This is a genomic window from Pseudomonas sp. GL_091 (assembly GCF_057837725.1).
Genome location: NZ_CM174451.1, coordinates 5,614,640 through 5,640,568 on the forward strand (window position 1 = coordinate 5,614,640; position 25,929 = coordinate 5,640,568).

The following is a 25,929-nucleotide window of genomic DNA, read 5'->3' on the forward strand; positions in this document are numbered from 1 at the left end:
ATCCGCATGCGCCGCGTCGTTATCACTGGTCTGGGCATCGTTTCTTGCCTGGGCAATGACAAAGAGACCGTCTCCGCTAACCTGCGTGCAAGCCGCCCTGGCATCCGGTTCAACCCGGAATATGCCGAAATGGGTCTGCGTAGCCAGGTTTCCGGCTCCATCGACCTCAACCTTGAAGAACTGATCGATCGCAAGATCTATCGCTTCGTCGGCCACGCGGCAGCTTATGCCTACCTGGCCATGAAAGACGCCATCACCGACTCGGGCCTGACCGAAGAGCAGGTTTCCAACCCGCGTACCGGCCTGATCGCCGGTTCCGGTGGCGCATCGACCCTGAACCAGATGGAAGCGCTGGACATCCTGCGCGAGAAAGGCGTCAAGCGCGTCGGCCCATACCGTGTAACGCGGACCATGAGCAGCACCGTTTCCGCTTGCCTGGCCACTCCGTTCAAAATCAAGGGCCTGAACTACTCCATCGCTTCTGCCTGCGCCACCAGTGCTCACTGCATCGGTACCGCCATGGAACAGATCCAGATGGGCAAGCAGGACATCGTCTTCGCCGGCGGCGGTGAAGAAGAGCACTGGAGCCAGTCGTTCCTGTTCGACGCCATGGGCGCCCTGTCCAGCAAGCGCAACGACACCCCGGAAAAAGCCTCCCGTGCCTACGACGCTGACCGTGACGGTTTCGTCATCGCCGGCGGTGGCGGCATGGTCGTGGTTGAAGAGCTGGAACACGCTCTGGCCCGCGGCGCGAAGATCTACGCGGAAATCGTCGGCTACGGCGCGACCTCTGACGGCTACGACATGGTCGCCCCGAGCGGCGAAGGCGCGATCCGCTGCATGCAGCAGGCGCTGTCCACCGTCGATACTCCGATCGACTACCTGAACACCCACGGCACCTCGACCCCGGTCGGCGACGTCGCGGAAATGAAAGGTGTGCGTGAAGTGTTCGGCGACAAGGCTCCGGCCATCAGCTCCACCAAGAGCCTGTCGGGTCACTCACTGGGCGCCGCCGGCGTTCACGAAGCGATCTACTGCATGCTGATGATGGAAGGCAACTTCATTGCCGGCTCCGCCAACATCGACGAGCTCGACCCTGAAGTGGCCGACCTGCCGGTGCTGACCAAGACCCGCGAAAACGCCACTATCAACACCGTGATGAGCAACAGCTTCGGTTTCGGTGGCACCAACGCAACCCTGGTACTGAAGCGCTGGCAGGGTAAGTAATACCCCCGCCATAACGCCGCACAAGAAAACGCCCCGACTGGTTCGGGGCGTTTTTTTTGCCTTAAGAAAAACCTCAAGACACACACAAATCCTCTGTAGGAGTGAGCCTGCTCGCGATAGAGGTATTCCAGTCGACATCACTGGTAACTGACCCACCGCAATCGCGAGCAGGCTCACTCCTACAAGGGTCTGCGGTGCGTTCTGAAGATGAAGCTTTTGTCATGAAACCAAAAGCCCTGCGACTGAATGTCGCGCGTTTAGCGGGCTGCAGGACTGTTTCCGTTTTTGCAAAAAACCGTTACCAAACTCAGTCGTTTACTTAGCAAGCTAACAAAACATATAACAAAGGCCTGCACACGCCTTGCTGCAGATAACAGAGATTGGAGCTAGCAGATGACTGTAAAAGTAACTGAACGCGACGATTCACATAAATCCCACGAGGGTGTAGCCGCCGGTATCCGCATCTGGGACGTGCATCAACAAGACCTGCTGGTCGGGATGTTTCATTCCGAGACCGACGCGCAAAACTACAGGGCCGAACTGGAAATGCTCGAGCGCAAACGCGAGCTCGCAACCGGTTGAAGACAGACTCCACCACCGCGCAGCCTGCCCCTTCCCGCACGGGCAGGCTGCGACCGGATCACCCGACTCAGGCAATCTGAATGGCCGTTAAATAAAGGGAGTCGTCGATCTCCACCGAAGGGACAACACCGACAATCCAGCCCGCCTCAAGTTTCACCACCTCACACTCACCATCGCCCATGCCGTCATTGCGGATGGCAAACTGGAGCGAAGATGGATGTCGCTTGCCGTAATCGAAGTCCATGCCACAAGCAATCAGAAAATCGATTTTCGCCCCCGCCAGTTCAACTTCCTTGTCCCGCTCACCGTCTTTCAACACCGCATAATCGAGGCACAAGTTGATGCCGAATGGGCAGCCCGGAACCAGACTGTTGATAAACGTTCCTTCGTAACCACCAAAGTAACTGTGCTCGGCCCGTACACTACTGACCCTTTTAACTTTCATTGCAACTTCATCAAACAACTTAAATAACCAGTACTCACCTTCAACCCCTACGTGCCTTCCGAAATCGATTCGTGATACATGGCGCTTCGGCCACATTGACTTCAGCGGCACATCAACTTCATATTCCTTATTGGTAACCGTCAGCAAATAATTAATAACATCGTAATAACTCGATTCCCCTTCTCCCACTTTGATAAGCGTCGCACAACTTCCCGCCAGCAAGACGATCTTGCCGTACTGCTCCATTGGCAGATCGCTCATCAACAACGCCACACACTCGGGCACCTTTTGCAGATAGGCAGAGTTCAACTCGTGGAGTTCTTCCTCACTGCGGACTTCGCGCCAGGGAATGTTCCAGAAAAACTCAGGCAGGGTAAAGAACACACAAGCGGACCCGCCATGATCCTCACGGGCGGCCTTTGCAGCGATCTTTATTTTTCGGCGTACAAGCTCAGCACGCACGGCCAGCTCATCGTCCAAGTAATCGTGAATGGTTTGATCGGGCTGTCGCGGCTGTGATAACGGCGACGTGAAAGTGGGTTGGCGCAACGAAGCGATACTTACCAGCATTGAAGATATCCTTATCCATTAAAATTCATTCCATTCGTTTTCCTTCAACAATAAACACGCTCAAAACGAACAACAGCACACCAGAAAGGTATTTAACCGCTCATTCAAAATGAGATTAATTTCAGCAAAAGAAAACCCGAAAGATCGTATCGACACGATCTTTCGGGTTCAATTGATTAATCCGGAAAAGTACTAGTAAACATGTACCATCAGCGGAGCGATTACCACATCAGATCATCAGGGATCTTATAGGCGGCGTACGGATCGTCCTCGGTACTGACTTCTTCGGTCTGCACATTCAGCTGCACGATGCGTTGCGGGTCGCGCTCCTGAATCTTCAATGCCGCCTCGCGCGGAATCACTTCGTAGCCGCCAGCGTGATGCACGATGGCCAGCGAACCGCTGCTGAGCTTGTTGCGCATCAGGGTATTGACGGAGATGCGCTTGACCTTCTTGTCGTCGACGAAGTTGTAGTAATCCTCGGTCGTCAATTTCGGCAGGCGCGAGACTTCGATCAATTGCTTGACCTGCGCGGCACGGGCCTTGGCCTCAGCCTTTTCCTGCTGCTGGCGGTTGAGTTCCTGGTCGCGCTTGACCTTCTCGGCCATGGCTTCCTGCGCCGCACGCTGCTGGGAGTCATCCAGCTCGATCTGGCCTTTGTGGGCCAGGCGTTGCTGTTTCTGTTTGTCTTTGCTGACCTGCTTGGCCTGCTTCTGGTTGACCAGCCCTGCTTTGAGCAACTGGTCGCGAAGGGAAATGCTCATGGTGCTTATTACTCACTTAGGCCACTGCTCAACCGCAGCTGGGCAAATTCTTTTCCTGACGTTTGGCTTCGCCCCACAAGGCGTCCAACTCTTCGAGGGTGCAATCTTCCATGGGACGGCGGGTGTCGCGCAATGCCTGTTCGATAAAACGAAAGCGTCTTTCAAACTTGCCGTTAGCGCCACGCAGTGCGGTTTCCGGATCAACCTTGAGATGACGCGCCAGGTTGACCACGGAAAACAGCAGGTCGCCGATCTCGTCGGCCACGGCCTCGGGATCGTTTTGCGACATGGCTTCGAGGACTTCATCGAGCTCTTCACGCACTTTATCGAGCACTGGCAAGGCGTCCGGCCAGTCGAAGCCGACCTGCCCCGCGCGCTTCTGCAACTTGGCCGAGCGTGACAGCGCCGGTAATGCCGCGGGGACGTCATCAAGCAATGACAGCTGTTCGGGGGCTGAAGATTTCTCCGCGCGCTCCTCGGCCTTGATCTCTTCCCAACGCTGCTTGACCTGCTCCTCACTCAGGCGCGGGACATCCAGCGGTGCGTACAGATCGCCGGTGGGGAACACATGGGGATGACGCCGAATCAGCTTGCGGGTGATGCTGTCGACCACGCCTGCGAACTCGAAGCGTCCTTCTTCCCGGGCCAACTGGCTGTAGTACACCACCTGGAACAGCAGATCGCCCAGCTCACCCTGCAAGTGATCGAAGTCACCGCGTTCGATGGCGTCGGCGACTTCATAGGCTTCCTCAAGGGTGTGCGGGACGATGGTGGCGTAAGTTTGCTTGATGTCCCACGGGCAACCGTATTGCGGGTCGCGCAGGCGGTTCATCAGGTGCAATAAATCTTCAAGTGAATACATCAATCTGTCTCTGCTTGCTCTCTGTAGGAGCGAGCTTGCTCGCGATGGACGTTAACGATGACGCGTACTGTCTGAATGAACGCGTCGCCCTCAGGTTTTTCGCAAGCAAGCTCGCTCCTACAGTAAAAGCCCTCTCGCCTCACGGCGTCCGGTTACGCCGGGTTTCGATGATGTTCGGCAACTGGGAAATCCGCCCCAGCAACCGCCCCAATGCATCCAGCCCCGGAATCTCGATGGTCAGGGACATCAACGCGGTGTTGTCCTCCTTGTTCGAGCGGGTGTTGACCGCCAGCACGTTGATCCGCTCGTTGAGCAAAACCTGCGAGACGTCACGCAGCAAACCGGAACGGTCGTAGGCGCGGATGACGATGTCCACCGGGTAGGTGAGCACCGGTACCGGGCCCCAGCTGACCTGGATGATTCGCTCCGGCTCTCGCCCGCTCAGTTGCAGCACCGAGGCGCAGTCCTGGCGGTGAATGCTCACGCCACGGCCTTGGGTGATGTAACCGACGATGGCATCCCCCGGCAGCGGCTGACAGCAGCCGGCCATCTGGGTCATCAGGTTGCCGACGCCCTGGATCTGGATATCGCCGCGCTTGCCTGGTTTGTAGCCGGTGGCCTTGCGCGGTATGAGTTCAAGCTGTTCGTTGCCACGCTCCGGCTCGACCAATTGCTGCGCCAGGTTGACCAGTTGCGCCAGGCGCAAATCCCCGGCGCCGAGGGCGGCGAACAGGTCTTCGGCGGTTTTCATGTTGGCCTTGTCGGCCAGCTTGTCGAAATCCACCGCCGGCAGACCGAGGCGATTGAGCTCGCGCTCAAGCAGGGTTTTACCGGCCGCGACGTTCTGGTCGCGAGCCTGCAGCTTGAACCAGTGAACGATCTTCGCCCGTGCCCGCGACGTGGTGACGTATCCCAGGTTCGGGTTCAGCCAGTCGCGGCTCGGGGTGCCGTGCTTGCTGGTGATGATCTCGACCTGTTCACCGGTTTGCAGGCTGTAGTTGAGCGGTACGATGCGCCCGTTGATCTTGGCGCCACGGCAGTTGTGACCGATTTCGGTGTGGACGCGGTAGGCGAAGTCCAGCGGTGTCGCGCCCTTCGGCAAGTCGATGGCGTGACCGTCCGGGGTGAAGATGTAGACCCGGTCCGGCTCGATATCCACCCGCAGCTGTTCCGCCAGGCCACCGATGTCGCCCAGCTCTTCGTGCCATTCGAGCACCTGACGCAGCCAGGAGATTTTCTCTTCGTAGTGATTGGAACCGGACTTGACGTCGGTGCCCTTGTAGCGCCAGTGCGCGCACACGCCGAGTTCAGCTTCTTCGTGCATCGCGTGGGTGCGAATCTGCACTTCCAGCACCTTGCCCTCAGGCCCGATCACCGCCGTGTGCAGCGAGCGATAGCCGTTTTCCTTGGGGTTGGCGATGTAGTCGTCGAACTCTTTCGGGATGTGCCGCCACAGGGTGTGGACGATGCCGAGCGCGGTGTAGCAATCGCGCATTTCCGGCACCAGCACGCGCACGGCACGCACGTCGTAGATCTGGCTGAACTCCAGACCCTTGCGCTGCATTTTGCGCCAGATCGAATAGATGTGTTTGGCCCGGCCGCTGATGTCGGCATCGACGCCGGTGGCCTGCAATTCGTTTTTCAGCTGGTTCATCACGTCGCTGATGAAACGCTCGCGATCCAGTCGCCGCTCATGGAGCAACTTGGCAATCTGCTTGTACTGGTCCGGCTCCAGGTAACGGAAGGACAAGTCCTCCAGCTCCCACTTGATGTGACCGATGCCCAGGCGATGGGCCAGTGGCGCGTAGATGTCGAAGACTTCACGGGCCACGCGGTTGCGCTTTTCGTCGTCGGCGGTCTTCACCGCACGTATTGCGCAAGTGCGTTCAGCCAGCTTGATCAGGGCGACGCGAACGTCGTCGACCATGGCTACCAGCATCTTGCGCAGGTTTTCCACCTGGCCCTGGGTGCCCAGCACCAGGGATTTGCGCGGGCTCAGGCTGTCGCTGATCGCGGCCATGCGCTGCACGCCGTCGATGAGCTTGGCCACCAGCGGACCGAAGCGCTGGCTGACCGCCGGCAACTTGATCTGATTTTCGCGCACGCCTCGATACAGGATCGCGGCGACCAAAGAGTCCTGGTCGAGTTTGAGGTCGGCGAGAATCTCGGCGATCTCAAGCCCGGTACGGAAAGTCGAGTTACCTTCCGACCACAGATTCTGTGCCGCATTGGCTTGTTGTTCGGCCTCGCGAGCGTACTCGCAGGCCTCTTTCAAGGCTTCGCGATCCAGTGCCAGATCGACACTGACCGCGTGATCGAGCCAAGCCTCGAGATTGATACTGCCGTCGGTGTTGATCGGCTGGTGTGCTCTCACCTGTACCATCTTGCTTACCTTCCCTACGACGCAGATTCAATGCGTCAAATCGCTGACCTTCGTTGCCCGTGCGCCCACGTCGGGCTGGGTGCGCGGCTGCACGGGCGGGCCAGTCGGACCAGACGAGCATCCTAGCTCGCTTCAAATAACGCCATGGCCTCGACATGTGCCGTTTGAGGAAACATATCGAGAATCCCGGCACGTTTTAACCGGTAGCCCTGCTTGATCAATTCGGCCGTGTCGCGCGCCAGAGTTGCCGGGTTGCACGACACATACACCAATCGTTCGGCGCCCAGGGTCTTGAGCTTGCGCACGACCTCGAAAGCACCGTCACGCGGTGGGTCCAAGAGTACCGCACAAAAGCCTTCAGCGGCCCATTCAGCGTCCGTCAAAGGCTGGGATAAATCGGCCTGAAAAAACTTCGCGTTATGCAAATTGTTGCTAGCCGCATTTGCCGCTGCCCGATCGACCATCACCTGCACGCCTTCGACCGCCACCACTTCACGAGCGGCCTTGGCCAGCGGCAAGGCAAAGTTGCCCAGGCCGCAGAACAGATCGAGTACACGTTCATCAGCTGTCGGCTTCAACCAGTCCAGCGCTTGGGCGACCATCGCTTCGTTGACTGCGGCGTTGACCTGGATGAAATCCCCTGGCCGGTAAGCCAGTTCCAGATCCCACTGTTCCAGGCGATAACCCAACGACTGACCGGCCTCGACCGGTTGCGGTTCGCCGTCGCCATGCAGCCACAATTGGGCTTCGTGGAACGCGCAGAAATCCTTGAGGATCGTCAGGTCGGCGTCGGACAGCGGTGCCATGTGCCGCAGCAACACGGCCAGCGTCGAGCCGCTGAACAACTCCACATGCCCGAGTGCCTGGGGTTTGCTCAAGCGCCGCAGCATCTCCGGCAAACGGCTCATGATCGGTTGCAAGGGCTGTACCAGCACCGGGCAGTCATCGATACCAACGATGTCCTGGCTGCCGGCGGCACGGAAACCGACTTCGAGTTTTTTCGCCTTCATGTCCCAGCGCACCGCCACGCGGGCGCGACGCCGGTACGCGAATTCCGCACCGCTCAATGGCACCGCCCACTCTTCGGGTTCGACGCCCGCGACCCTCGACAGCTGCTCGGCGAGCATGCGCTGTTTCAGGGCAAGCTGTTCGTTGTGGGGCAGATGCTGCACGCTGCAACCGCCGCAGCGGCCGGCATGGGCACACGGTGCCGGGCGGCGTAATTCGCTGGCCTTGAACACCCGTTCAGTGCGTGCCTCGACCACTTTGCCGTGGGCACCGAGCACCCGCGCCTCGATCTCTTCACCGGCCAATGCGCCGATGACGAACCAGGTGCGACCTTCGAAAAACGCGATACCGCGACCGTCATTGGCCAGGCGCTCGATGGTCAGGCGCTGCTTTTTGCCGGTCGGGACTTGCGGGGCCTTGCTGCCGCCGGTGGGCTGGAAGCGCAGGCCTCTTTCATGTTTGGCCATCAGTTGGGCGCGTCGAAAATGCCGGTCGACAGGTAACGGTCGCCGCGGTCGCAGATGATCGCGACGATCACCGCGTTTTCAACTTCTTTGGACAGGCGCAACATCGCCGCCACGGCACCGCCCGAGGACACGCCACAGAAAATGCCTTCTTCGCGGGCCAGACGACGGGTCACGTCTTCGGCTTCGCTTTGGGCCATGTCGACGATACGGTCCACACGGTCGGCCTGGTAGATCTTCGGCAGATATTCCTGAGGCCAGCGGCGGATACCCGGGATCGCCGAGCCTTCCATCGGTTGCAGGCCGATGATCTGCACGTTGTCGTTCTGCTCTTTCAAGTAGCGCGACACGCCCATAATGGTGCCGGTGGTGCCCATGGAGCTGACGAAATGGGTGATGGTGCCCTGGGTCTGGCGCCAGATTTCCGGACCGGTGGTGGTGTAGTGCGCCTCGGGGTTATCACCGTTGGCGAACTGATCCAGCACCTTGCCGCGACCTTCGGCTTCCATTTTCTGCGCCAGGTCACGGGCGCCTTCCATGCCCTGCTCCTGGCTGACCAGAATCAGTTCGGCGCCATAGGCCGTCATGGCTGCCTTGCGCTCAGCGCTGGAGTTGTCCGGCATGATCAGGATCATCCTGTAACCCTTGATCGCAGCGGCCATGGCCAAGGCGATCCCGGTGTTGCCCGAGGTCGCCTCGATCAACGTATCGCCAGCGTGGATCTGCCCGCGCAGTTCGGCGCGGGTGATCATCGACAGCGCCGGACGGTCCTTGACCGAACCCGCCGGGTTGTTCCCTTCGAGCTTGAGCAAAAGGGTATTGCTGGTGGCGCCGGGCAGGCGCTGCAAACGGACCAGCGGAGTGTTGCCGACGCAATCGGCGATGGTTGGGTACTGCAAGGTCATGGCGTATTCGCAATCCAGACTGCGGGGGTGCCTATCATACCGGCAAACGTTCGCAGGCCATATCACGCAAAGTGTGGTGCTTATGGTTTATGGGAATAAGCAGATATTTTGCGGTGAACATGAGGGCCTCTTCGCGGGCAAGCCCGCTTCCACAGGGTACCGGGGGTGATCATACGTTTTGCGGTTGAAACACGGCCAATGTGGGAGCGGGCTTGCTCGCGAAGGCGTCGGCACTGGCGCTATTAACATCCGCCAACAACCGCATATTCAGCCGCAACCCGGTCCCGGTGTTCTGCGCCCAAAGTTGCCCGCCCTGACGCTGCACTGCGTTCCTGGCGATGCTCAACCCCAACCCAAACCCACCATCCCCCGGCCGCGAACCGTCGAGTCGGGTGAACGGCAGGAAGATCCGCTCCAGATCAGCTTCTGCCACACCGCCGCCCTGATCCTCCAGCCACAGATGCCAGAAATCGCCATCACGACGTCCGCCCAATTGGACAATGCCTCCCGCCGGCGAATGACGAATCGCATTGCGCAGAATGTTTTCCAATGCCTGGGCCAGGGTGTTGAGATGACCGCGAACCCAGCAGGATGAATCCACCGTGCATTGCAACTGCGTATCGGGCCAGCCACTTTCATAGCAGGCGTTCTCCGTGAGCATTTCCCACAGGGCCTGGATCTGGATCGCTTCGTCGGGCAATCGGGTGCGCTCGGTATCGAGCCACGCCAGTTGCAGCGTGTCATCCACCAAGCGCTGCATGCCATCGACTTCACGGCCGATGCGTTCGCGCAATGGCTCCAGCCCCTGCTCGCTTTCACTGGCCACCCGCAGGCGGCTCAAAGGCGTACGCAATTCGTGGGACAAGTCGCGCAGCAGTTGCTGCTGCAAGGCCACGGTGCTTTGCAGGCGCTCGGACATGTGATCGAACGCCCTGCCCAACTCGCCCAGTTCATCCGAACGATTGGTGGTGCGGCTCGATAGGCGCACATTCAGTTGATCGGCACGCCAGGCGTTGGCCTGCTCACGCAAGTGGTTGAGCGGCACCACCAGCAAACGGTAGAGCCCGACGCACAGCAGCAAGGTGAACAACCCCGGAATCACGCCGTTGGTAATCACCCGCCAGAACACCCGGTATTGCCCAGGCAGAAAGCGTTCGGGCAGTTCGATCACCAGGCTGCCGGCGGACGGGTCGCCGGGAAACGGTATGCGTATCCACGGCCGGCCTTTCTTGTGGATGGGCCAATCGAGGCCGCGCAAAAAAGTCAGGCGCTCGACTTCCTTGTCCGTCAGCGATTGGTTGCTCAAGGACTGCAAATCACCGCCGATGACACCGACCCAGCCTTTTTCCCGCTGATGAATGCTCTGCAGCCAGTCATCGATGCCGGCGCTCTGGCGCTGCTGCCAGGCCCTTTCGGCCTCGGCGGCGTAGCGCATCAGGGTGCCGCGGGCCTCATCGGAGAGGAACTGGTTGCGCTGCTCCATGTAACGCCCCCAGGACCAACTCAACCAGATCATCAGCAGGCAGAATGCGACCAATAGACAAGCCAGCTTCCAGAACAGCGAATGCCTGCCCGGCAAGTTACATTTCATCGGCGGCGCTCAGGATGTAACCCTTGCCCCATACCGTACGCACTTCGCGCTCGGTGTAGCCAATGGCCTTGAGCTTGCGGCGGATCTGGCTGATGTGCATGTCCAGGCTGCGGTCATGGGCCGCGTAACCGCGTTGCAGCACCTGTTGATAAAGGAAGGCTTTGCTCAGTACTTCGTCGGCGCTGCGGTGCAGCGTCTCCAGCAACCGATACTCGCTGCGGGTCATGCCACCGGCCTGTTCCCCGTAAAAGACCTCGAAGTTTTCATCGTCGAAACGCAGGCTGCCCATCGACGGGGCTGGCACTGCGGGTACGGGCCGGCGGTCGAGTGCCACCCGCCGTAGAATGGCTTCGATGCGCACCCGCAACTCCACCATGCTGAAGGGCTTTGGCAGGTAATCATCGGCCCCCAGGCGAAAGCCGCTGATGCGATCGGCCTCGGCACCAAGGGCCGACATCAGCAACACCGGGGTGGAATGGCTCTGGCGCAATTGGGTCAGTACCGCCAGGCCGTCCATTCCCGGCAGCAGAATATCCATCAACACCACGTCGAACGGTTGCCGGCGGGCAATGTCCAGGCCTTCCTGGCCGTTCTGGCACCAGGTCACCTGGAAGCCGCTGCGGTCCAGATGCTCATGAACGTAGGCTCCGAGCACAAGGTCGTCTTCGATGGACAGGATTCGGGGGAGGCCAGCAGTGATGGGAGCCATGACTATCTGCAAATAATTCTCAGTTGAGCGATTATTCAAGATTGCCTCGCCCGGGGCAACCCACCGTTTGTCCGTATCGCCATTGAGTCGTCCGGGCCGACGAAAGACGGCACCATTTTTACGAGGATTGCCCGCGAGCAAATCGCTACACTGCGCAAGTGGTGCATGGCGGATGCATGTGCAGGCCTATAAATAGCGGGATGCAGGAGAGATGCGTGCTCAAGAAACTGGGAATCAAAGGCCGCGTGCTATTGCTGACCCTGTTGCCAACCAGCCTGATGGCGTTGGTGCTGGGGGGTTATTTTACCTGGATGCAACAGGCTGACCTGCAAACCCAACTCATGCAGCGCGGCGAAATGATCGCCGAGCAACTGGCTCCACTGGTGGCACCAGCCATGGGCCATCAGGACAACGAACTGCTCGAACGCATCGCCACCCAGGCCCTGGAACAAACCGACGTACGGGCCGTGACCTTCCTGGCTCCCAACCGCACGTTGCTGGCCCACGCCGGCCCGACCATGCTCAATCAGACGCCCTCCGGCAGTGGCACGCAAATGCTGCGCCGCAGTGGCAGCGATGCGACCCGCTATCTGCTGCCGGTATTCGGCAAACACCGCAACCTGGCCGGGGACGTGATTCCCGAAGAAGCCGACCGCCTGCTCGGCTGGGTCGAGCTCGAACTGTCCCACAACAGCATGCTGTTGCGCGGTTACCGCAGCCTGTTCGCCAGCCTGATGCTGATCGCTGCGGGACTGACGGGTGCGGCACTGCTGGCCGTACGCATGGGCCGCACGATCAATCGGCCATTGAGCCAGATCAAGCAGGCCGTGGCCCAACTCAAGGACGGCCACCTGGAAACCCGCTTGCCGCCCCTCGGCAGCCAGGAACTGGATGAACTGGCTTCCGGCATCAACCGCATGGCCGGCACCCTGCAAAATGCCCAGGAAGAATTGCAGCACAGCATCGACCAGGCCACCGAGGACGTGCGCCAGAACCTGGAAACCATCGAGATCCAGAACATCGAGCTGGACCTGGCGCGCAAGGAAGCCCTGGAAGCGAGCCGGATCAAGTCCGAATTCCTGGCCAACATGAGCCATGAAATCCGCACGCCGCTCAATGGCATTCTCGGCTTCACCCACCTGTTGCAAAAAAGCGAGCTCACCCCACGCCAGCTCGACTACCTGGGCACCATCGAAAAATCCGCCGACAGCCTGCTGGGGATCATCAACGAGATTCTCGATTTCTCGAAAATCGAAGCCGGCAAGCTGGTGCTCGACCATATTCCGTTCAACCTGCGCGACCTGCTCCAGGACACCCTGACCATCCTTGCCCCGGCCGCCCACGCCAAGCAGCTGGAACTGGTGAGCCTGGTGTATCGGGACACGCCGCTGTCACTGGTGGGCGACCCGCTGCGGCTCAAGCAGATCCTGACGAACCTGGTGAGCAATGCGATCAAGTTCACCCGAGAAGGCACTGTCGTCGCCCGCGCCATGCTCGAAGAAGAACACGAAGACACCGTGCAGCTGCGCATCAGCATTCAGGACACCGGCATCGGCCTGTCGAACCAGGACGTGCGCGCCCTGTTCCAGGCCTTCAGTCAGGCCGACAACTCGCTGTCGCGGCAACCCGGCGGCACGGGCCTGGGCCTGGTGATTTCCAAACGCTTGATCGAACAGATGGGCGGCGAGATCGGCGTCGACAGCACGCCGGGGGAAGGGTCGGAATTCTGGATCAGCCTGAGCCTGCCGAAAACCCGCGACGATGCCGAAGACCTGCCCGCCGCGCCGCTGCTCGGGCGCCGGGTGGCGGTGCTGGAAAACCACGAACTGGCCCGGCAGGCGTTGCAGCACCAACTGGAAGACTGCGGCCTCAGCACCACACCGTTCAACACCTTGGAAAGCCTGACCAATGGCGTCACCGCCGCCCATCAGACCGATCAGGCGATCGACCTTGCAGTGCTCGGCATCACCAGCAACGACATGCCGCCGGAACGCCTCAACCAGCACATCTGGGACCTCGAGCATCTTGGCTGCAAAGTGTTGGTGCTGTGCCCGACCACGGAACAGACGCTGTTCCATCTTTCCGTGCCCAACCCCCACAGCCAGCTCCAGGCGAAACCGGCCTGCACCCGCAAGCTGCGACGCTCCCTGTCGGACCTGGTCAACCCGCGCCCGATGCGCAGCGAGCCGGGCGAACCGGTGTCCAGCCGTGCCCCGAAGGTGCTTTGCGTCGACGACAATCCGGCCAACCTGATGCTGGTGCAGACCCTGCTCGAAGACATGGGCGCCAAGGTGCTCGCGGTGGAAAGCGGTTATGCCGCCATCAAGGCGGTGCAGAACGAGACATTCGATCTGGTATTGATGGACGTACAGATGCCCGGCATGGACGGCCGCCAGAGCACCGAGGCGATCCGCCAATGGGAAAGCGAACGCCATTGCACGCCGCTGCCGATCGTGGCCCTCACCGCCCACGCCATGGCCAACGAAAAACGCGCGCTGCTGCAAAGCGGCATGGACGACTACCTGACAAAACCGATCAGCGAGCGGCAATTGGCGCAGGTGGTGCTGAAATGGAGCGGCCTGGCGCTGCGCAATCACAGCCCGGAGCGCTCCGGCGATGGGCATGCTGGTGCCCATGACCTATTGGTGCTCGACCACGACGAAGGATTGCGCCTGGCCGCCGGCAAGGCTGATCTGGCGGCGGACATGCTGGCAATGTTGCTCGCATCCCTGGAGGCTGACCGCGAAGCCATCCGCCTCGCTCAACAAAGCAACGACCACAACGCCTTGATCGAACGGGTCCATCGCCTGCATGGTGCGACGCGTTACTGCGGCGTACCGCAATTGCGTGCGGCCTGCCAACGCAGCGAAACCCTGCTCAAGCAACAGGACCCGAAAGCCAGCGTGGCACTGGAAGAGCTCGACCGGGCAATCAATCGCCTGGCAGCCCAGGCGCGCATTAATGCTTGATGCAGCGCAATCGCGAAGGGCTGCCGGCGAGCTAACCTGACGACTGTCGAATGCCGGCTTGCTCAACGGTGCAGGCCACCTTCAAGGAGCACTGCATGCGTACGATTCTTTTCAGCAGCCAGAACTACGACCGCGACAGTTTTCTCGCTGCCGAACAACCTGCCGGCATCGAGCTGCAATTTCAGCCTGCGCGCCTGAACCTCGACACAGTGGCGCTCGCCCAGGGATATGAAGCGGTCTGTGCGTTCATCAATGATGACCTCGGCGCGGCGGTACTCGAACGCCTCGCCGCCGGTGGCACACGCCTGATCGCCCTGCGCTCGGCCGGTTACAACCATGTCGACTTGCCGACGGCAAAACGTCTGGGACTGGCCATCGTGCGCGTCCCGGCCTATTCGCCCCACGCGGTGGCCGAACATGCAGTGGCGCTGATCCTCGCACTCAACCGCCGCTTGCCCCGAGCCTATAACCGCACCCGCGATGGGGATTTCAGGCTGCAGGGGCTGACCGGTTTCGATCTGGTGGGCAAGACCGTCGGCGTGGTCGGCACCGGTCAGATTGGCGCCACCTTCGCCAAAATCATGAACGGTTTCGGCTGCAAGCTACTGGCCTACGACCCCTGTCCCAACCCGCAGGTCGAAGCCCTCGGCGCGCGCTACCTGAGCCTGCCGCAGCTGCTGGCCGAATCGCAGATCATCAGCCTGCACTGCCCGCTCAACGAGCAGAGCAAGCACTTGATCAACCGCCAATCCCTGGCGCACATGCAACCGGGCGCGATGCTGATCAATACCGGACGTGGCGGCCTGGTGGACACCCCGGCGCTGATCGATGCCTTGAAAGACGGTCGCCTGGGTTACCTGGGGCTGGATGTGTATGAGGAAGAGGCGCAGTTGTTCTTCGAGGACCGCTCCGGCCTGCCGCTGCAAGACGATGTGCTGGCACGGCTGCTGACCTTCCCCAACGTGATCGTCACCGCGCACCAGGCCTTTCTGACCCGCGAAGCGCTGGACGCGATTGCCACCACCACATTGCGCAACATTGCAGCCTGGACGGCGGGCACACCGGAAAACCAGGTGACGGGAGACTGAAACGGATCGAAGGTCATCTGCCTGCGCGATGCGGCGTGCAAGCCCGTGATAGCATATCGCGCATATTTGGAGGACCCATGGTCGAACACGATTTCCGCTACAGCCTGATGAACCCGCAACACACCCTCACTGAATGCCGCGCCCTGGTGCCGGGGCGCTATCAAGTCACCGGCAACGGTGGCTCGATTCGCAACAACGACGTGCTGGTCGTGACCCTCAAGGGTGCCAAGGACTTGTCCATGCGCCTGACCGTCGAAACGGTTCGCCACCTGATCAACCCGCCCGGCCAATGGGTCGCGGTGGCCAGTGGCCCGGTGTTCGGCGAACTGGCCATCCACACCTGGCAAGTGAACTGTGACAGCTGCGCCAAAGCGCTGAGCTTCGAGTTCGCCTTCGATGCCAAGCTGGGCAACAAGGCCGAAAAACCTGCCGCCACCGCGCGGATTGCCGAGCTGGGCTGGACCACCGCTGGCGAGAAACACCTGTGCCCGAAATGCCAGGAGCCTGCGTGATGAAACGCCTCGCTCTGACCACTATGGTCGGCGCCAGCCTGCTGGGTTGCGCCTCCGAGCCGGTGCAACTGCAACAGAACCGCAGCTACATTCTGGAGTGGATCGGCGAGCGGCCGTTGATGGACTACAGCCACCTGACCATCACCCTCGGCGAAGACGGCCGGGCCTACGGCAATGGCGGATGCAACCACTGGTTCGCGCCTTACACCCTCGATGGCGACAAACTGACTTTTGGCAAAATCGGCAGCACCCGCAAACTGTGCGCGCCTGCGCTGATGGAACAGGAAAAACGCTTCCTCCAGGCCCTGGAAAACGTCCAGCGCTGGGACGTCTCCCCGATCGAGCAGATGCGCTTCTGGCCAGCCGAAGGCAAGCCGCTGCGTTGGTGGCTTGAGGAGGGTTGATCCTTACTGGGTATCCCGAGAAACCTGTGGCGAGGGGGCAAGCCCCCTCACCACAAAAAGCCCCTGGCTACAGTGAAATCGATCATCTGATCAGTTTTTCGCCTGCAACGCCTCAAGCTTCGCCATCACCCCCGCCGCCGTCTGTTCACCCATCAACTGCTCACGTACCTTGCCCTTGTTATCGATGATGTACGTCACCGGCAACGCCTCGCTGCGCGGCAACTCGAACAGTTCGGAAGGGTCCTGGGCCAGCACGGTGAACCTGATCCCCAATTTCTCGCTCGCGCCCTTCAGCTCTTGCCCCTGGACATTGTCGAAGTTGACCCCGAACACACCGATTTTCTTGTCCTTGAGTTGCTCTGCCAGGGTGTTCAATTCCGGGATCTCGGTACGGCAAGGCCCGCACCATTCTGCCCAGTAGTTAAGCACCAGCCATTTGCCGTCCAGGCGGTCAGAGGCGATTTTATGACCGTCCTGGTCGATGCCATAGTCATTACCGCAGCCCCCCAGCATCAACGCTCCGATGATCGTCAATGCTGCTGCCAGTCGCCTTGTCATGTCGTGTTCCTTGTCAAAAATTGATTGCGCCTGCGACCCATCGCCTCTCACGGTTCTGGATTGCGCGCTGCACAGTTAGAATAGCCGCCACCTTACGCAAGATGCGACCCGCTCATGACCGATCTGACGCTTTATCACAACCCGCGCTGCTCGAAATCCCGCGGTGCGCTCGAACTGCTTGAAGCCCGTGGCCTGACGCCGACCGTGGTCCGCTACCTGGAAACCCCGCTGGACGCCGCGCAGATTCAGAGCCTGCTGGGCAAACTCGGGATCAGCGCCCGGCAATTGCTGCGCACCGGCGAGGACGAGTACAAGACCCTCGACCTGGCTGACAACAGCCTGAGCGAAGCGCAATTGATCGCCGCCATCGCCGCCCACCCGAAACTGATGGAGCGACCGATTCTCGAAGTCGGCGACAAGGCCATCATCGGCCGCCCACCGGAACAGATCCTGGAACTGTTGCCATGAGTGCACCGTACATTCTGGTTCTGTACTACAGCCGCAGCGGCTCGACCAACGAAATGGCCCGGCAGATCGCCCGTGGCGTCGAACAGGCCGGGCTTGAAGCGCGCCTGCGCACGGTGCCGGCGATTTCCAGCGAGTGCGAAGCCGTTTCGCCGGAGATTCCCGACGAAGGCGCGCTGTATGCCAGCCTCGACGACCTGAAGAACTGCGCCGGCCTGGCGCTCGGCAGCCCGACCCGCTTCGGCAACATGGCGGCGCCGCTCAAGTACTTTCTCGACGGCACCAGCAACCTGTGGCTGACCGGCGCCCTGGTGGGCAAACCGGCGGGTGTGTTCACCTCCACCGCGAGCCTGCACGGCGGCCAGGAAACCACGCTGCTGTCGATGATGCTGCCGTTGCTGCACCACGGCATGCTGATCACCGGCCTGCCGTACAGCGAATCGGCGCTGCTGGAAACCCAGGGCGGCGGCACGCCTTACGGCGCCAGCCACCACGCTGGTGCCGACGGCAAAAGCGGTCTGGATGCCCATGAAGTGGCGCTGTGCCGCGCGCTGGGTATGCGCCTGGCCAAGACCGCACAAAAACTGGAGAGCTGAGGTGGCCAAGAAGCCGAAGATTCTACCCGCCCTCGAATGGCTCGAACCACGCGTGAAGGCGATGCGCGCCATCAGCCTATTGTGCTTTTTCGGCCTGGTGGGATTGCTGTGTGTTTACTACCTGGCGATTGCCGACCTGCATGGGGCACGCCCTTGGGTGATCCTGTTGATCGAACTGGTGCCACTGCTGATTCTGGCGCCGGGGATGATCATCGGCAGCCCTCGCGGGCATTCGTGGATGTGCTTTGTGGTGAACCTGTATTTCATCAAGGGCGCATTGGCGGCCTATGACCCGAACCGGCAAATCTTCGGTTTGCTGGAGATGGGTGCGAGCCTGGCGGTGTTCTGCTCGGCGCTGTTGTATGTGCGGTGGCGGTATCAGCTGAACCGCAAGCTGGCTGGCGAGGGCGAACCCTCCGTCGCCTGATAGACAGCCATCGCGGGCTTGCCCGCGATGGGCGCGACTCGGTCTCAATGATTGACGGTGTAAGCCAGCATCATCGAAATCTGGCTCATCGGCCGCCCACCACTTTCTTCATGCCACTGGTTGAACACGTCCTGCATCAAAGCCAGGTCGCGCAGACTGCTCGGCACCTTGTCGATGATGTCCTGCGCATTCAGCGCCGCCACCACGTCATAGCTCGGTACAAAGGTGTCCTTGCCGATCATCCGCAAGAAGCGCGGGGCTGACAGCCCGCCCAACTGATGTCCGCGTTTTTTCAGGAAGGTCCAGAGCCCGACGATATCGGTCACCGGCCAATCGGCGATCAGCGCACCGAAGCTGCCCTTTTCATGGGCCACGTCCAGTATGAACTGCGCATTGCGCGGCACGCTCTTGAGCTTGCCCAGGTGACGGATGATCCGCGTGTCCTGCATCAGCCGTTCCAGATGCTCGGCGCTCATCAGCACGACTTTTTCCGGGTCGAACTTGAAAAACACTTCTTCGAAAGCCGGCCACTTGGCATCTACCAGGCTGTGCTTGAGCCCGGCGCGAAATACACGCAGTGCCATCATCGAGAGGTAGCGATCGTCGCTGATCTTGCGCAGTTGCGCCGGGGTCTTGGGAACGGGCAGATGGGCTTCCAGTTCAGCCGCCGAACCGAAGCGGTTCAAGCAGTATTCGTTCAGCCACTTGTAATCGCGCATGCCCTCTCCTGAGGAATGAAACAAAAACCAAATGTGGGAGCGGCCTGTGGCGAGTGGGCTTGTCGGAACGCCGCACCGCCCCGTTGGGCTGCGAAGCGGCCCCAAATCTCTGATGAGCCAAAGATTTTGTGAGTGCTACGCACTCAAACGGGGGCAAGCCCCCTCGCCACAGGCTCACTCCTACAGTTTTTGACTAGAGGTTGACCACATTGACGAAGCGCGAAGCCGCGCTTTCGTCGATCTTGAGGCTAGTGAAGTCGAACAGGTTGCGGTCCGCCAGTTGCGACGGGATCACGTTCTGCAGGCTGCGGAAAATGCTCTCGGTACGACCCGGGGTTTTGCGCTCCCAGTCCAGCAGCATTTCCTTGACCACCTGACGCTGCAGGTTCTCCTGGGAACCGCAGAGGTTGCACGGGATGATCGGGAATTGCTTGAGGTCCGAGTAGGCCTGGATGTCTTTTTCGTTGCAGTAGGCCAGCGGGCGGATCACCACGTTACGCCCATCGTCGGCGCGCAGCTTCGGTGGCATGGCCTTGAGCGAACCGTTGAAGAACATGTTCAGGAAGAACGTCTCGACGATGTCGTCGCGGTGGTGACCGAGGGCCATCTTGGTCGCGCCGATTTCGTCGGCGAAGGTGTAGAGCGTGCCGCGACGCAGGCGCGAGCACAGCGAACACGTGGTCTTGCCTTCCGGAATCAGTTCCTTGACCACCGAGTAAGTGTCTTTTTCGACGATGTGGTACTCGATACCCAGTTCTTTCAGGTAGGCCGGCAATACGTGCTCCGGGAAGCCCGGCTGTTTCTGGTCCATGTTCACGGCCACGATCTCGAACTTGATCGGCGCGACCTTCTGCAAGTGCATCAGCACATCGAGCATGGTGTAACTGTCCTTGCCACCGGACAGGCAGACCATGACCTTGTCGCCGTCTTCAATCATGTTGAAATCGGCAACCGCCTCACCGGCCTGTCGGCGAAGGCGCTTTTGCAGTTTATTCTGGTTGACCGTAAGAGTGCCCATGACGCGAAATCCGTGAGGTGTGACGAAAGGCCGGCATTTTACGCAAATTCTTTGCACTTGTGGCGAGGGGGCAACATCTCCAGTTCACCTACAGACCCGGCGGCGATTAACAACCGGGTTTACAGCGCGATTTGCTCTAAACCCCCTACTCCCTCTGGGGAAACTCCTCCCTATACTGCGACATAAGGTCACATACGATTTCAGACCTATGACTTACTTGGCCGCATTGGCCCGTAGGCGCTCCACTGGGGGGCGACGGTAAAACAAGAGGAGTGACTGGCATGATCCATCACGTAGTGGGGCTCTTCACCCACCCTGACCAAGAATGGAAAGAAATCCGTGGCGACCAGGAGGAAAGCATCAGCCACATGTACCTGACCCATACGCTGATCCTGGCGGCGATCCCCGCCGTGTCTGCCTTTATTGGTACCACACAGGTCGGCTGGGTCATCGGCAATCGGGCTCCCGTGATGCTGACCGTAGAAAGCGCGATATGGATGACGATCATGTCGTACCTGGCGATGCTCGGTGGTGTTGCGGTAATGGGCGCATTCATTCACTGGATGGCCCGCACCTATGACGCCAACCCAAGCCTCGCCCGCTGCATTGCGTTTGCAACCTACACCGCTACACCGCTGTTCATCGGCGGCCTCGCCGCCTTGTATCCGCACTTGTGGCTGGGGATGATCATCGGCACCGCCGCCATCTGCTACACGGTGTATTTGCTGTATGTGGGCTTGCCGACATTCATGAACATTCCATCTGACGAGGGCTTCCTGTTTTCAAGTTCGGTGCTCGCCGTAGGCCTGGTGGTGCTGGTCGCCATCATGGCGTTCACTGTAATTGTCTGGGGACTCGGCGTGGGCCCGGTCTACACCAGTTAGCCGCGCATCACTGATAATCAGAACTGCCGACAAAGGCCGCCGCAAGGCGGCCTTTTCATTCTTCAGCAACGAGAACGCACACGACCATTCGGCAACTTGGCGATTCGCAAGGTCCGAGGGTTGCGGCATACTCGAGCGCTCTGGAGATCCATCAAGCATGCCCGAGCAACTCAATACCCGCGTCGAAGACTGTTTCCAACTAGCCGAATCCTTTTTCAAACGACCTTTCAAGCGCCCCGTGGTGAGCCTCAAGCTGCGCGGGCAAAAAGCCGGTGTCGCGCATTTGCACGAGAACCTGCTGCGCTTCAACCCGCAGCTGTACCGGGAAAACACTGAAGATTTCCTCAAGCAGACCGTGGCCCATGAAGTCGCGCACCTGATCGCCCACCAGCTGTTCGGCGACCGCATCCAGCCCCATGGCGAGGAGTGGCAATTGATCATGCGCGGCGTGTACGAACTGCCGCCCAACCGCTGCCACACCTATGACGTCAAACGCCGCAGCGTGACCCGCTATATCTACAAGTGCCCGTGCGCCGACAGCGACTTCCCGTTCTCGGCGCAGCGCCACAGCCTGGTTCGGCAGGGTCGGCGGTATTTGTGCCGGCGGTGTCGCAATACCTTGGTGTTCAGTGGGGAGATGCGGGTCGAGTAGTTGGATTTTCGGTGTTTGTGACGCCTGCTCGCGATGGCGGCCTGACAGGCACTAGAGAATCACCTTGGCCCGCCGCAATTCCTCAATCCTCTGCGCACTGAACCCTAACTCCCCCAACACCTGATCCGTATGCTGCCCCAGCGCCACGCCAATATGCCGAGGCTCAGGCAAACCTTGCGAAAACTTCAGCGGGCACGCCATCTGCGCCTGGGTCGAGCCATCGCCACGGGGCACTTCGGTGACCAACTCCCGCGCCTGCAACTGCGGATGACGCAGCGCTTCTCCCAGGCTCAACACCGGCTCGACACACGCATCCAGTTCGGCGAACAGCACGCGCAACTCGGCAAAGTCATGCTTTTCGAATTCGACCTTCAGCGCGTCTTTAAGCTGTTTCTGATGCGCCGGTTGCGGTGAGAGGCCGAGGCCGGCCAGTTCTTCCAGCCCCAACGCCGTGCACAACTGCTTCATGAACGCCGGTTCCAGGCTGCCTACCGACAGCCAGCGCCCATCCCGTGAGCGGTAATAGTCATAGAAGCTGCCGCCGTTGAGCAGCTGGTTTTCCGGACCCGGCTCGACGCCACAGGCCAGATACCCGGCACCCGCCATCGCATTCAGGCTGAACGCGCAGTCGGTCATGCTGACATCCAGGTGCTGGCCCTGACCGGTTTGCTGCCGGGCAATGACCGCCGCCAGCAAGCCAATCACCCCGTGCAGCGAGCCACCGGCGACATCCGCCACCTGCATGCCCAATGGTAGCGGCCCACTGTCGGTTCGGCCGGTGTAACTCGCCAGCCCGGACAGGGCCAGGTAGTTGATGTCATGGCCGGCGCGGTCCTTGTAGGGGCCCGTCTGGCCGTAGCCGCTGATCGACACATAAATCAATTTGGGATTGATCGCCTTCAGGGCTTCGTAACCCAGGCCCAGACGCTCCATGACACCCGGGCGGAACTGCTCGAGCACTATGTCGTAGTCCCGCAGCAACGACCTGATCACCTCCAGCGCCTCAGACTGCTTGAGGTCCAGGGCGAGGCTGCGCTTGTTGCGATTGAGGTAGGCATGGCTGGCTGACACACCTTGATCGTGGGGCGGCAACACCCGCAGCAGGTCCATGCGGGTCGGTGATTCGATGCGCAGCACTTCGGCGCCCATGTCCGCCAGCAGCAACGAGGCGAACGGCCCCGGCAGCAGTGTCGAGAAATCCAGAACCTTGAGTGATGCCAGTGGACCGAGCATGAGCGTTCTCCCTTAACGATGCACCCAGACTAGGCAGCCACTGGCATTGCGGCAATCACCTTATGCGCCATGTACAGTGACCGTTGCGCTCAAACGCCGGGCATGAAAAAACCCGCCGAAGCGGGTTTTTCATCAGGACAAGGCTTACTTGGCGTTAGCCGGGGCTACCTCTTCGACGTGGCCCAAAACATCGTCTTTAGGCTCGTCGGCAATGCCGCGACCGCCCGAGGCCAGCTCGGCTTGCAGCACGTCGGTGTCCAGTTCCTTGACCCACTTGGCCACAACGATGGTGGCTACGGCGTTACCGACCAGGTTGGTCAGGGCACGGGCTTCGGACATGAAGCGGTCGATACCGAGGATCAGCGCCAGGCCGGCAACCGGCAGGTGGCCTACAGCGGACAGGGTGGCAGCCAAAACGATGAAGCCCGAACCGGTCACGCCGGCAGCGCCTTTGGAGGACAGCAGCAACACCACCAGCAGGGTGATTTGGTGGGTAATGTCCATGTGGGTGTCGGTTGCCTGGGCAATGAACACCGCGGCCATGGTCAGGTAGATGGCGGTACCGTCGAGGTTGAACGAGTAGCCGGTCGGGATCACCAGACCCACGACAGATTTCTGCGCGCCCAGACGCTCCATCTTGACCAGCATGCGTGGCAGCACCGATTCCGAAGAAGAAGTACCCAGCACGATCAGCAGTTCTTCACGGATGTAGCGGATCATCTTTAGCACGCTGAAGCCGTGCAGGCGGGCGATGGAGCCCAGCACGACCAGGATGAACAGTAGGCAAGTGATGTAGAAGCAGGCCATCAGTTGACCCAGTTGCACCAGCGAGCCAACACCGTAGGCACCGATGGTGAAGGCCATGGCACCGAAGGCACCGATCGGCGCGAGCTTCATGATCATGTTGATGATGTTGAACATCACATGGGCGAAGCGATCGATGAAGTCCAGCAGCGGCTTGCCGTAGGCACCCAGGCGATGCAGGGCGAAACCGAAGATCACCGAGAACATCAGCACTTGCAGGATGTCGCCCGTGGCGAATGCGCCAACGATGGTGGCCGGGATCACGTTGAGGAGGAAGCCGATGACACTTTGATCTGCGCCAGCCGCTACGTAGGTAGCGACTTTGGAGGCATCCAGGGTGCTTACGTCGATGTGCATGCCAGCGCCTGGCTGCACGACGTTGACCACGACCAGACCCACCAGCAAAGCGATGGTCGAAACGATTTCAAAGTAAAGGAGTGCGTAACCGCCAGTCTTGCCGACCGCTTTCATGTCCTGCATGCCGGCGATACCGCTGACGACGGTGCAGAAGATGATCGGGGCGATGATCATTTTGATCAGTTTGATGAACCCGTCACCCAGCGGCTTTACCGCCACACCGAGCTGCGGATAGAAGTGACCGAGCAAAATACCGATGACAATTGCAACGATCACCTGGAAATACAGGGATTTGTACAGTGGCTGACGAGTCGTCATTGCAAAGTTCCTCAAGGGTGCCCGGTGACAACATCCATCTGTTGCCCGCAACACCGCAATTGCGAACCCTCCTGCACTGGAGGGATTTGTTTTTTCGAGCTGCGCAACGGCAGGCATCTGCTCGTTGTATCGCAAGGCCCGTGCCACCTTCCGCAAAATCCCTGCAAGCCTTTTGATATCCGGGGTTGCAGCGAATTCCCTGTCATCGAACGGTTACAAGCATGTGGCGGATTTCCGCCCTTACACTAGAAGTCGTCCTGCTATTTGGCGGATATCCGCCCTGTTCATGCCCGCAGTGCGCAGCTACCATCCGTCGATCAACGGTCGGATCTACTGCCATGCGCGAACGCACCATCGCCAGTCATTTCGCCCGCGCCGCCCTCGGTGGTGCGCGTCGGCACGGCTACGAGTATTCGGGCCTGCTACAGCAACTGGGAATCAGCCCCGAGTTGCTGGACGAGCCCCGGGCACGCATCGCTCCGGAGCAATTCACCCAACTGATCCAGGCGTTATGGCTGGCACTGGATGACGAGTACCTGGGGTTCGGGCAAGCCCCAAGCAGGCCGGGCAGCTTCGCGATGATGTGCCATGCCGTGATTCACTGCCGCAACCTGGATAAGGCACTCAATCGCGGCTTATTGTTTTATAGCCTATTCTCCGGGGCTCCGCGTTTGACCCTGAGCCGCGAAGATGAATGGGTTCGCCTGAGCCTGGACGACTCGCAGCTTTGGGACCCCGATCATTTCCTCAGCGAAAGCCTGCTGGTGATCTGGCACCGTTTCGGTAGCTGGCTGATCGGCCAGCGCATTCGCCTGGAACAGGCCACGTTCAGCTACCCGCGGCCCGAACACGGCGCCGAGTACGACCTGCTGTTTTCCTGTCCGCTCGAGTTTTCCAGCCCCCAGAGCAGTCTGCTGTTTCACAGCCGCTACCTGGCCATGCCGCTGTTGCAGGATGAACGCACCCTCAAGCATTTCCTCGAGCGCTCCCCCGCCGACCTGCTCTCGCGCCCGGATGATGGCGACAGTTTGAGCAGCCGCCTGCGGCGCTTGCTCAGTCGTGACAGTTCACGCTGGCCCGACCTGGAAGCCGTGGCCGCCCACCTGCACATCAGCCCGCAGACCTTGCGCCGGCATTTGCGGGAAGAGGGCTCGAGCTTTCAGGAATTGAAGGACCAATTGCGCCGGGACATCGCGATTTATCACCTGAGCCGCGCTGACCTGTCATTACAACAGATCGCCGAGCAACTGGGGTTTTCCGAGCCGTCGGCGTTTCACCGGGCGTTCAAGAAGTGGACGGGGCTGACGCCGGGGGCTTATCGGGCGCAGGAGAGCTGAGTTTCAGCACCCGCGTTGCGCAGTGATCACTGGCATCCTTGCGAACACACCCGGAAATACCCCGTCCAGATTTTGCGA

The 25,929-nt window shown here is 60.3% G+C and carries 25 protein-coding genes; 12 read left to right on the forward strand and 13 right to left on the reverse strand.

The features are described from left to right. The first annotated feature begins 6 nt into the window (after positions 1 to 6). Both fabB and AC3ITY_RS25495 read left to right on the forward strand, forming a co-directional pair. A complete protein-coding gene (gene fabB / locus AC3ITY_RS25490) occupies positions 7 to 1,227 on the forward strand; it encodes a beta-ketoacyl-ACP synthase I (RefSeq protein ID WP_046042997.1) in 1,221 nt (406 codons plus the stop codon). A 393-nt stretch (positions 1,228 to 1,620) separates the two neighbouring features. Then, the gene (locus AC3ITY_RS25495; protein ID WP_056728002.1) at positions 1,621 to 1,809 is read left to right on the forward strand and encodes a hypothetical protein; all 189 of its coding nucleotides are present in this window, start codon (positions 1,621 to 1,623) and stop codon (positions 1,807 to 1,809) included. Between the two features lie 67 nt (positions 1,810 to 1,876). Here AC3ITY_RS25495 and AC3ITY_RS25500 read toward each other — a convergent pair whose 3' ends face one another. From AC3ITY_RS25500 to AC3ITY_RS25535, 8 genes are all read right to left on the reverse strand, one after another. Then, complete coding sequence (locus AC3ITY_RS25500; protein ID WP_489305718.1) at positions 1,877 to 2,824, reverse strand: hypothetical protein; 948 nt, start codon at positions 2,822 to 2,824, stop codon at positions 1,877 to 1,879. Positions 2,825 to 3,045: 221 nt separating this feature from the next. After that, a complete protein-coding gene (locus AC3ITY_RS25505) occupies positions 3,046 to 3,588 on the reverse strand; it encodes a DUF2058 domain-containing protein (RefSeq protein ID WP_223533029.1) in 543 nt (180 codons plus the stop codon). A 28-nt stretch (positions 3,589 to 3,616) separates the two neighbouring features. Next, positions 3,617 to 4,450 carry a nucleoside triphosphate pyrophosphohydrolase gene (gene mazG / locus AC3ITY_RS25510; RefSeq protein ID WP_489305720.1) on the reverse strand — a complete coding sequence of 278 codons (834 nt, stop codon included), beginning with the start codon at positions 4,448 to 4,450 and terminating at the stop codon, positions 3,617 to 3,619. Between the two features lie 139 nt (positions 4,451 to 4,589). Next, complete coding sequence (relA, locus tag AC3ITY_RS25515; protein WP_489305722.1) at positions 4,590 to 6,833, reverse strand: GTP diphosphokinase; 2,244 nt, start codon at positions 6,831 to 6,833, stop codon at positions 4,590 to 4,592. 122 nt (positions 6,834 to 6,955) lie between these two features. Beyond that, entirely contained in the window at positions 6,956 to 8,308 is a 1,353-nt protein-coding gene (gene rlmD / locus AC3ITY_RS25520; protein WP_223456115.1) for a 23S rRNA (uracil(1939)-C(5))-methyltransferase RlmD, read from the reverse strand. Next, on the reverse strand, positions 8,308 to 9,210 hold the full coding sequence (gene cysM, locus AC3ITY_RS25525; protein WP_046043004.1) for a cysteine synthase CysM: 903 nt from the start codon (positions 9,208 to 9,210) through the stop codon (positions 8,308 to 8,310). The genes rlmD and cysM overlap by 1 nt, the downstream gene beginning before the upstream one ends. 169 nt (positions 9,211 to 9,379) lie before the next feature. Then, entirely contained in the window at positions 9,380 to 10,801 is a 1,422-nt protein-coding gene (locus AC3ITY_RS25530; protein WP_489305725.1) for a histidine kinase sensor domain-containing protein, read from the reverse strand. Then, positions 10,791 to 11,510, reverse strand: a complete 720-nt coding sequence (locus AC3ITY_RS25535; protein WP_489305727.1) for a response regulator transcription factor — start codon at positions 11,508 to 11,510, stop codon at positions 10,791 to 10,793. Before AC3ITY_RS25535 ends, AC3ITY_RS25530 begins: the two co-directional genes overlap by 11 nt. Positions 11,511 to 11,725: 215 nt before the next feature. Between AC3ITY_RS25535 and AC3ITY_RS25540 the strand changes: the two genes are divergently transcribed. The 4 genes from AC3ITY_RS25540 to AC3ITY_RS25555 all read left to right on the forward strand — a co-directional run bounded on the left by AC3ITY_RS25540 (position 11,726) and on the right by AC3ITY_RS25555 (position 16,483). Beyond that, a complete protein-coding gene (locus tag AC3ITY_RS25540) occupies positions 11,726 to 14,479 on the forward strand; it encodes a response regulator (protein ID WP_489305729.1) in 2,754 nt (917 codons plus the stop codon). 95 nt (positions 14,480 to 14,574) lie between these two features. After that, positions 14,575 to 15,567, forward strand: coding sequence for a 2-hydroxyacid dehydrogenase (locus AC3ITY_RS25545; RefSeq protein ID WP_489305731.1), 993 nt, complete (start codon positions 14,575 to 14,577; stop codon positions 15,565 to 15,567). A 77-nt stretch (positions 15,568 to 15,644) separates the two neighbouring features. After that, positions 15,645 to 16,079 carry a hypothetical protein gene (locus tag AC3ITY_RS25550; RefSeq protein WP_489305732.1) on the forward strand — a complete coding sequence of 145 codons (435 nt, stop codon included), beginning with the start codon at positions 15,645 to 15,647 and terminating at the stop codon, positions 16,077 to 16,079. Further along, positions 16,079 to 16,483 (forward strand): META domain-containing protein, encoded by a 405-nt coding sequence (locus AC3ITY_RS25555; RefSeq protein ID WP_223456104.1) that lies wholly within the window; start codon positions 16,079 to 16,081, stop codon positions 16,481 to 16,483. Before AC3ITY_RS25550 ends, AC3ITY_RS25555 begins: the two co-directional genes overlap by 1 nt. A 90-nt stretch (positions 16,484 to 16,573) precedes the next feature. Here the strand turns inward: AC3ITY_RS25555 and AC3ITY_RS25560 are convergent, their stop codons facing one another. Then, entirely contained in the window at positions 16,574 to 17,041 is a 468-nt protein-coding gene (locus tag AC3ITY_RS25560) for a TlpA disulfide reductase family protein (RefSeq protein ID WP_150726121.1), read from the reverse strand. 114 nt (positions 17,042 to 17,155) lie between these two features. Between AC3ITY_RS25560 and arsC the strand changes: the two genes are divergently transcribed. Genes arsC through AC3ITY_RS25575 form a run of 3 tightly spaced genes read left to right on the forward strand, consistent with a single transcriptional unit; the run spans position 17,156 to position 18,529 of the window. Continuing rightward, positions 17,156 to 17,509, forward strand: coding sequence for an arsenate reductase (glutaredoxin) (arsC, locus tag AC3ITY_RS25565; RefSeq protein WP_085724786.1), 354 nt, complete (start codon positions 17,156 to 17,158; stop codon positions 17,507 to 17,509). Next, positions 17,506 to 18,102, forward strand: coding sequence for an NAD(P)H:quinone oxidoreductase (wrbA, locus tag AC3ITY_RS25570; protein ID WP_095942677.1), 597 nt, complete (start codon positions 17,506 to 17,508; stop codon positions 18,100 to 18,102). Before arsC ends, wrbA begins: the two co-directional genes overlap by 4 nt. A 1-nt stretch (position 18,103) precedes the next feature. Beyond that, positions 18,104 to 18,529, forward strand: a complete 426-nt coding sequence (locus AC3ITY_RS25575; protein WP_056728024.1) for a DUF2069 domain-containing protein — start codon at positions 18,104 to 18,106, stop codon at positions 18,527 to 18,529. A gap of 44 nt (positions 18,530 to 18,573) precedes the next feature. Here the strand turns inward: AC3ITY_RS25575 and AC3ITY_RS25580 are convergent, their stop codons facing one another. Both AC3ITY_RS25580 and ttcA read right to left on the reverse strand, forming a co-directional pair. Next, positions 18,574 to 19,248, reverse strand: coding sequence for a DNA-3-methyladenine glycosylase I (locus AC3ITY_RS25580; protein WP_489305736.1), 675 nt, complete (start codon positions 19,246 to 19,248; stop codon positions 18,574 to 18,576). A 193-nt stretch (positions 19,249 to 19,441) separates the two neighbouring features. Continuing rightward, positions 19,442 to 20,266, reverse strand: a complete 825-nt coding sequence (gene ttcA, locus AC3ITY_RS25585; protein ID WP_007988752.1) for a tRNA 2-thiocytidine(32) synthetase TtcA — start codon at positions 20,264 to 20,266, stop codon at positions 19,442 to 19,444. A 281-nt stretch (positions 20,267 to 20,547) separates the two neighbouring features. Between ttcA and AC3ITY_RS25590 the strand changes: the two genes are divergently transcribed. Both AC3ITY_RS25590 and AC3ITY_RS25595 read left to right on the forward strand, forming a co-directional pair. Next, positions 20,548 to 21,150, forward strand: a complete 603-nt coding sequence (locus tag AC3ITY_RS25590) for a Yip1 family protein (protein WP_489305738.1) — start codon at positions 20,548 to 20,550, stop codon at positions 21,148 to 21,150. Between the two features lie 157 nt (positions 21,151 to 21,307). After that, entirely contained in the window at positions 21,308 to 21,802 is a 495-nt protein-coding gene (locus AC3ITY_RS25595) for a SprT family zinc-dependent metalloprotease (RefSeq protein ID WP_046043022.1), read from the forward strand. A 51-nt stretch (positions 21,803 to 21,853) separates the two neighbouring features. On the opposite strand, the gene AC3ITY_RS25600 is transcribed toward AC3ITY_RS25595, so the two are convergent. Both AC3ITY_RS25600 and AC3ITY_RS25605 read right to left on the reverse strand, forming a co-directional pair. After that, positions 21,854 to 23,035, reverse strand: a complete 1,182-nt coding sequence (locus AC3ITY_RS25600) for a CaiB/BaiF CoA transferase family protein (protein ID WP_489305740.1) — start codon at positions 23,033 to 23,035, stop codon at positions 21,854 to 21,856. A 144-nt stretch (positions 23,036 to 23,179) separates the two neighbouring features. Next, a complete protein-coding gene (locus tag AC3ITY_RS25605) occupies positions 23,180 to 24,514 on the reverse strand; it encodes a dicarboxylate/amino acid:cation symporter (RefSeq protein WP_489305741.1) in 1,335 nt (444 codons plus the stop codon). 338 nt (positions 24,515 to 24,852) lie between these two features. On the opposite strand from AC3ITY_RS25605, the gene AC3ITY_RS25610 reads away from it, so the two are divergent. Next, entirely contained in the window at positions 24,853 to 25,851 is a 999-nt protein-coding gene (locus AC3ITY_RS25610; protein WP_223456098.1) for an AraC family transcriptional regulator, read from the forward strand. Positions 25,852 to 25,929: the final 78 nt, after the last annotated feature.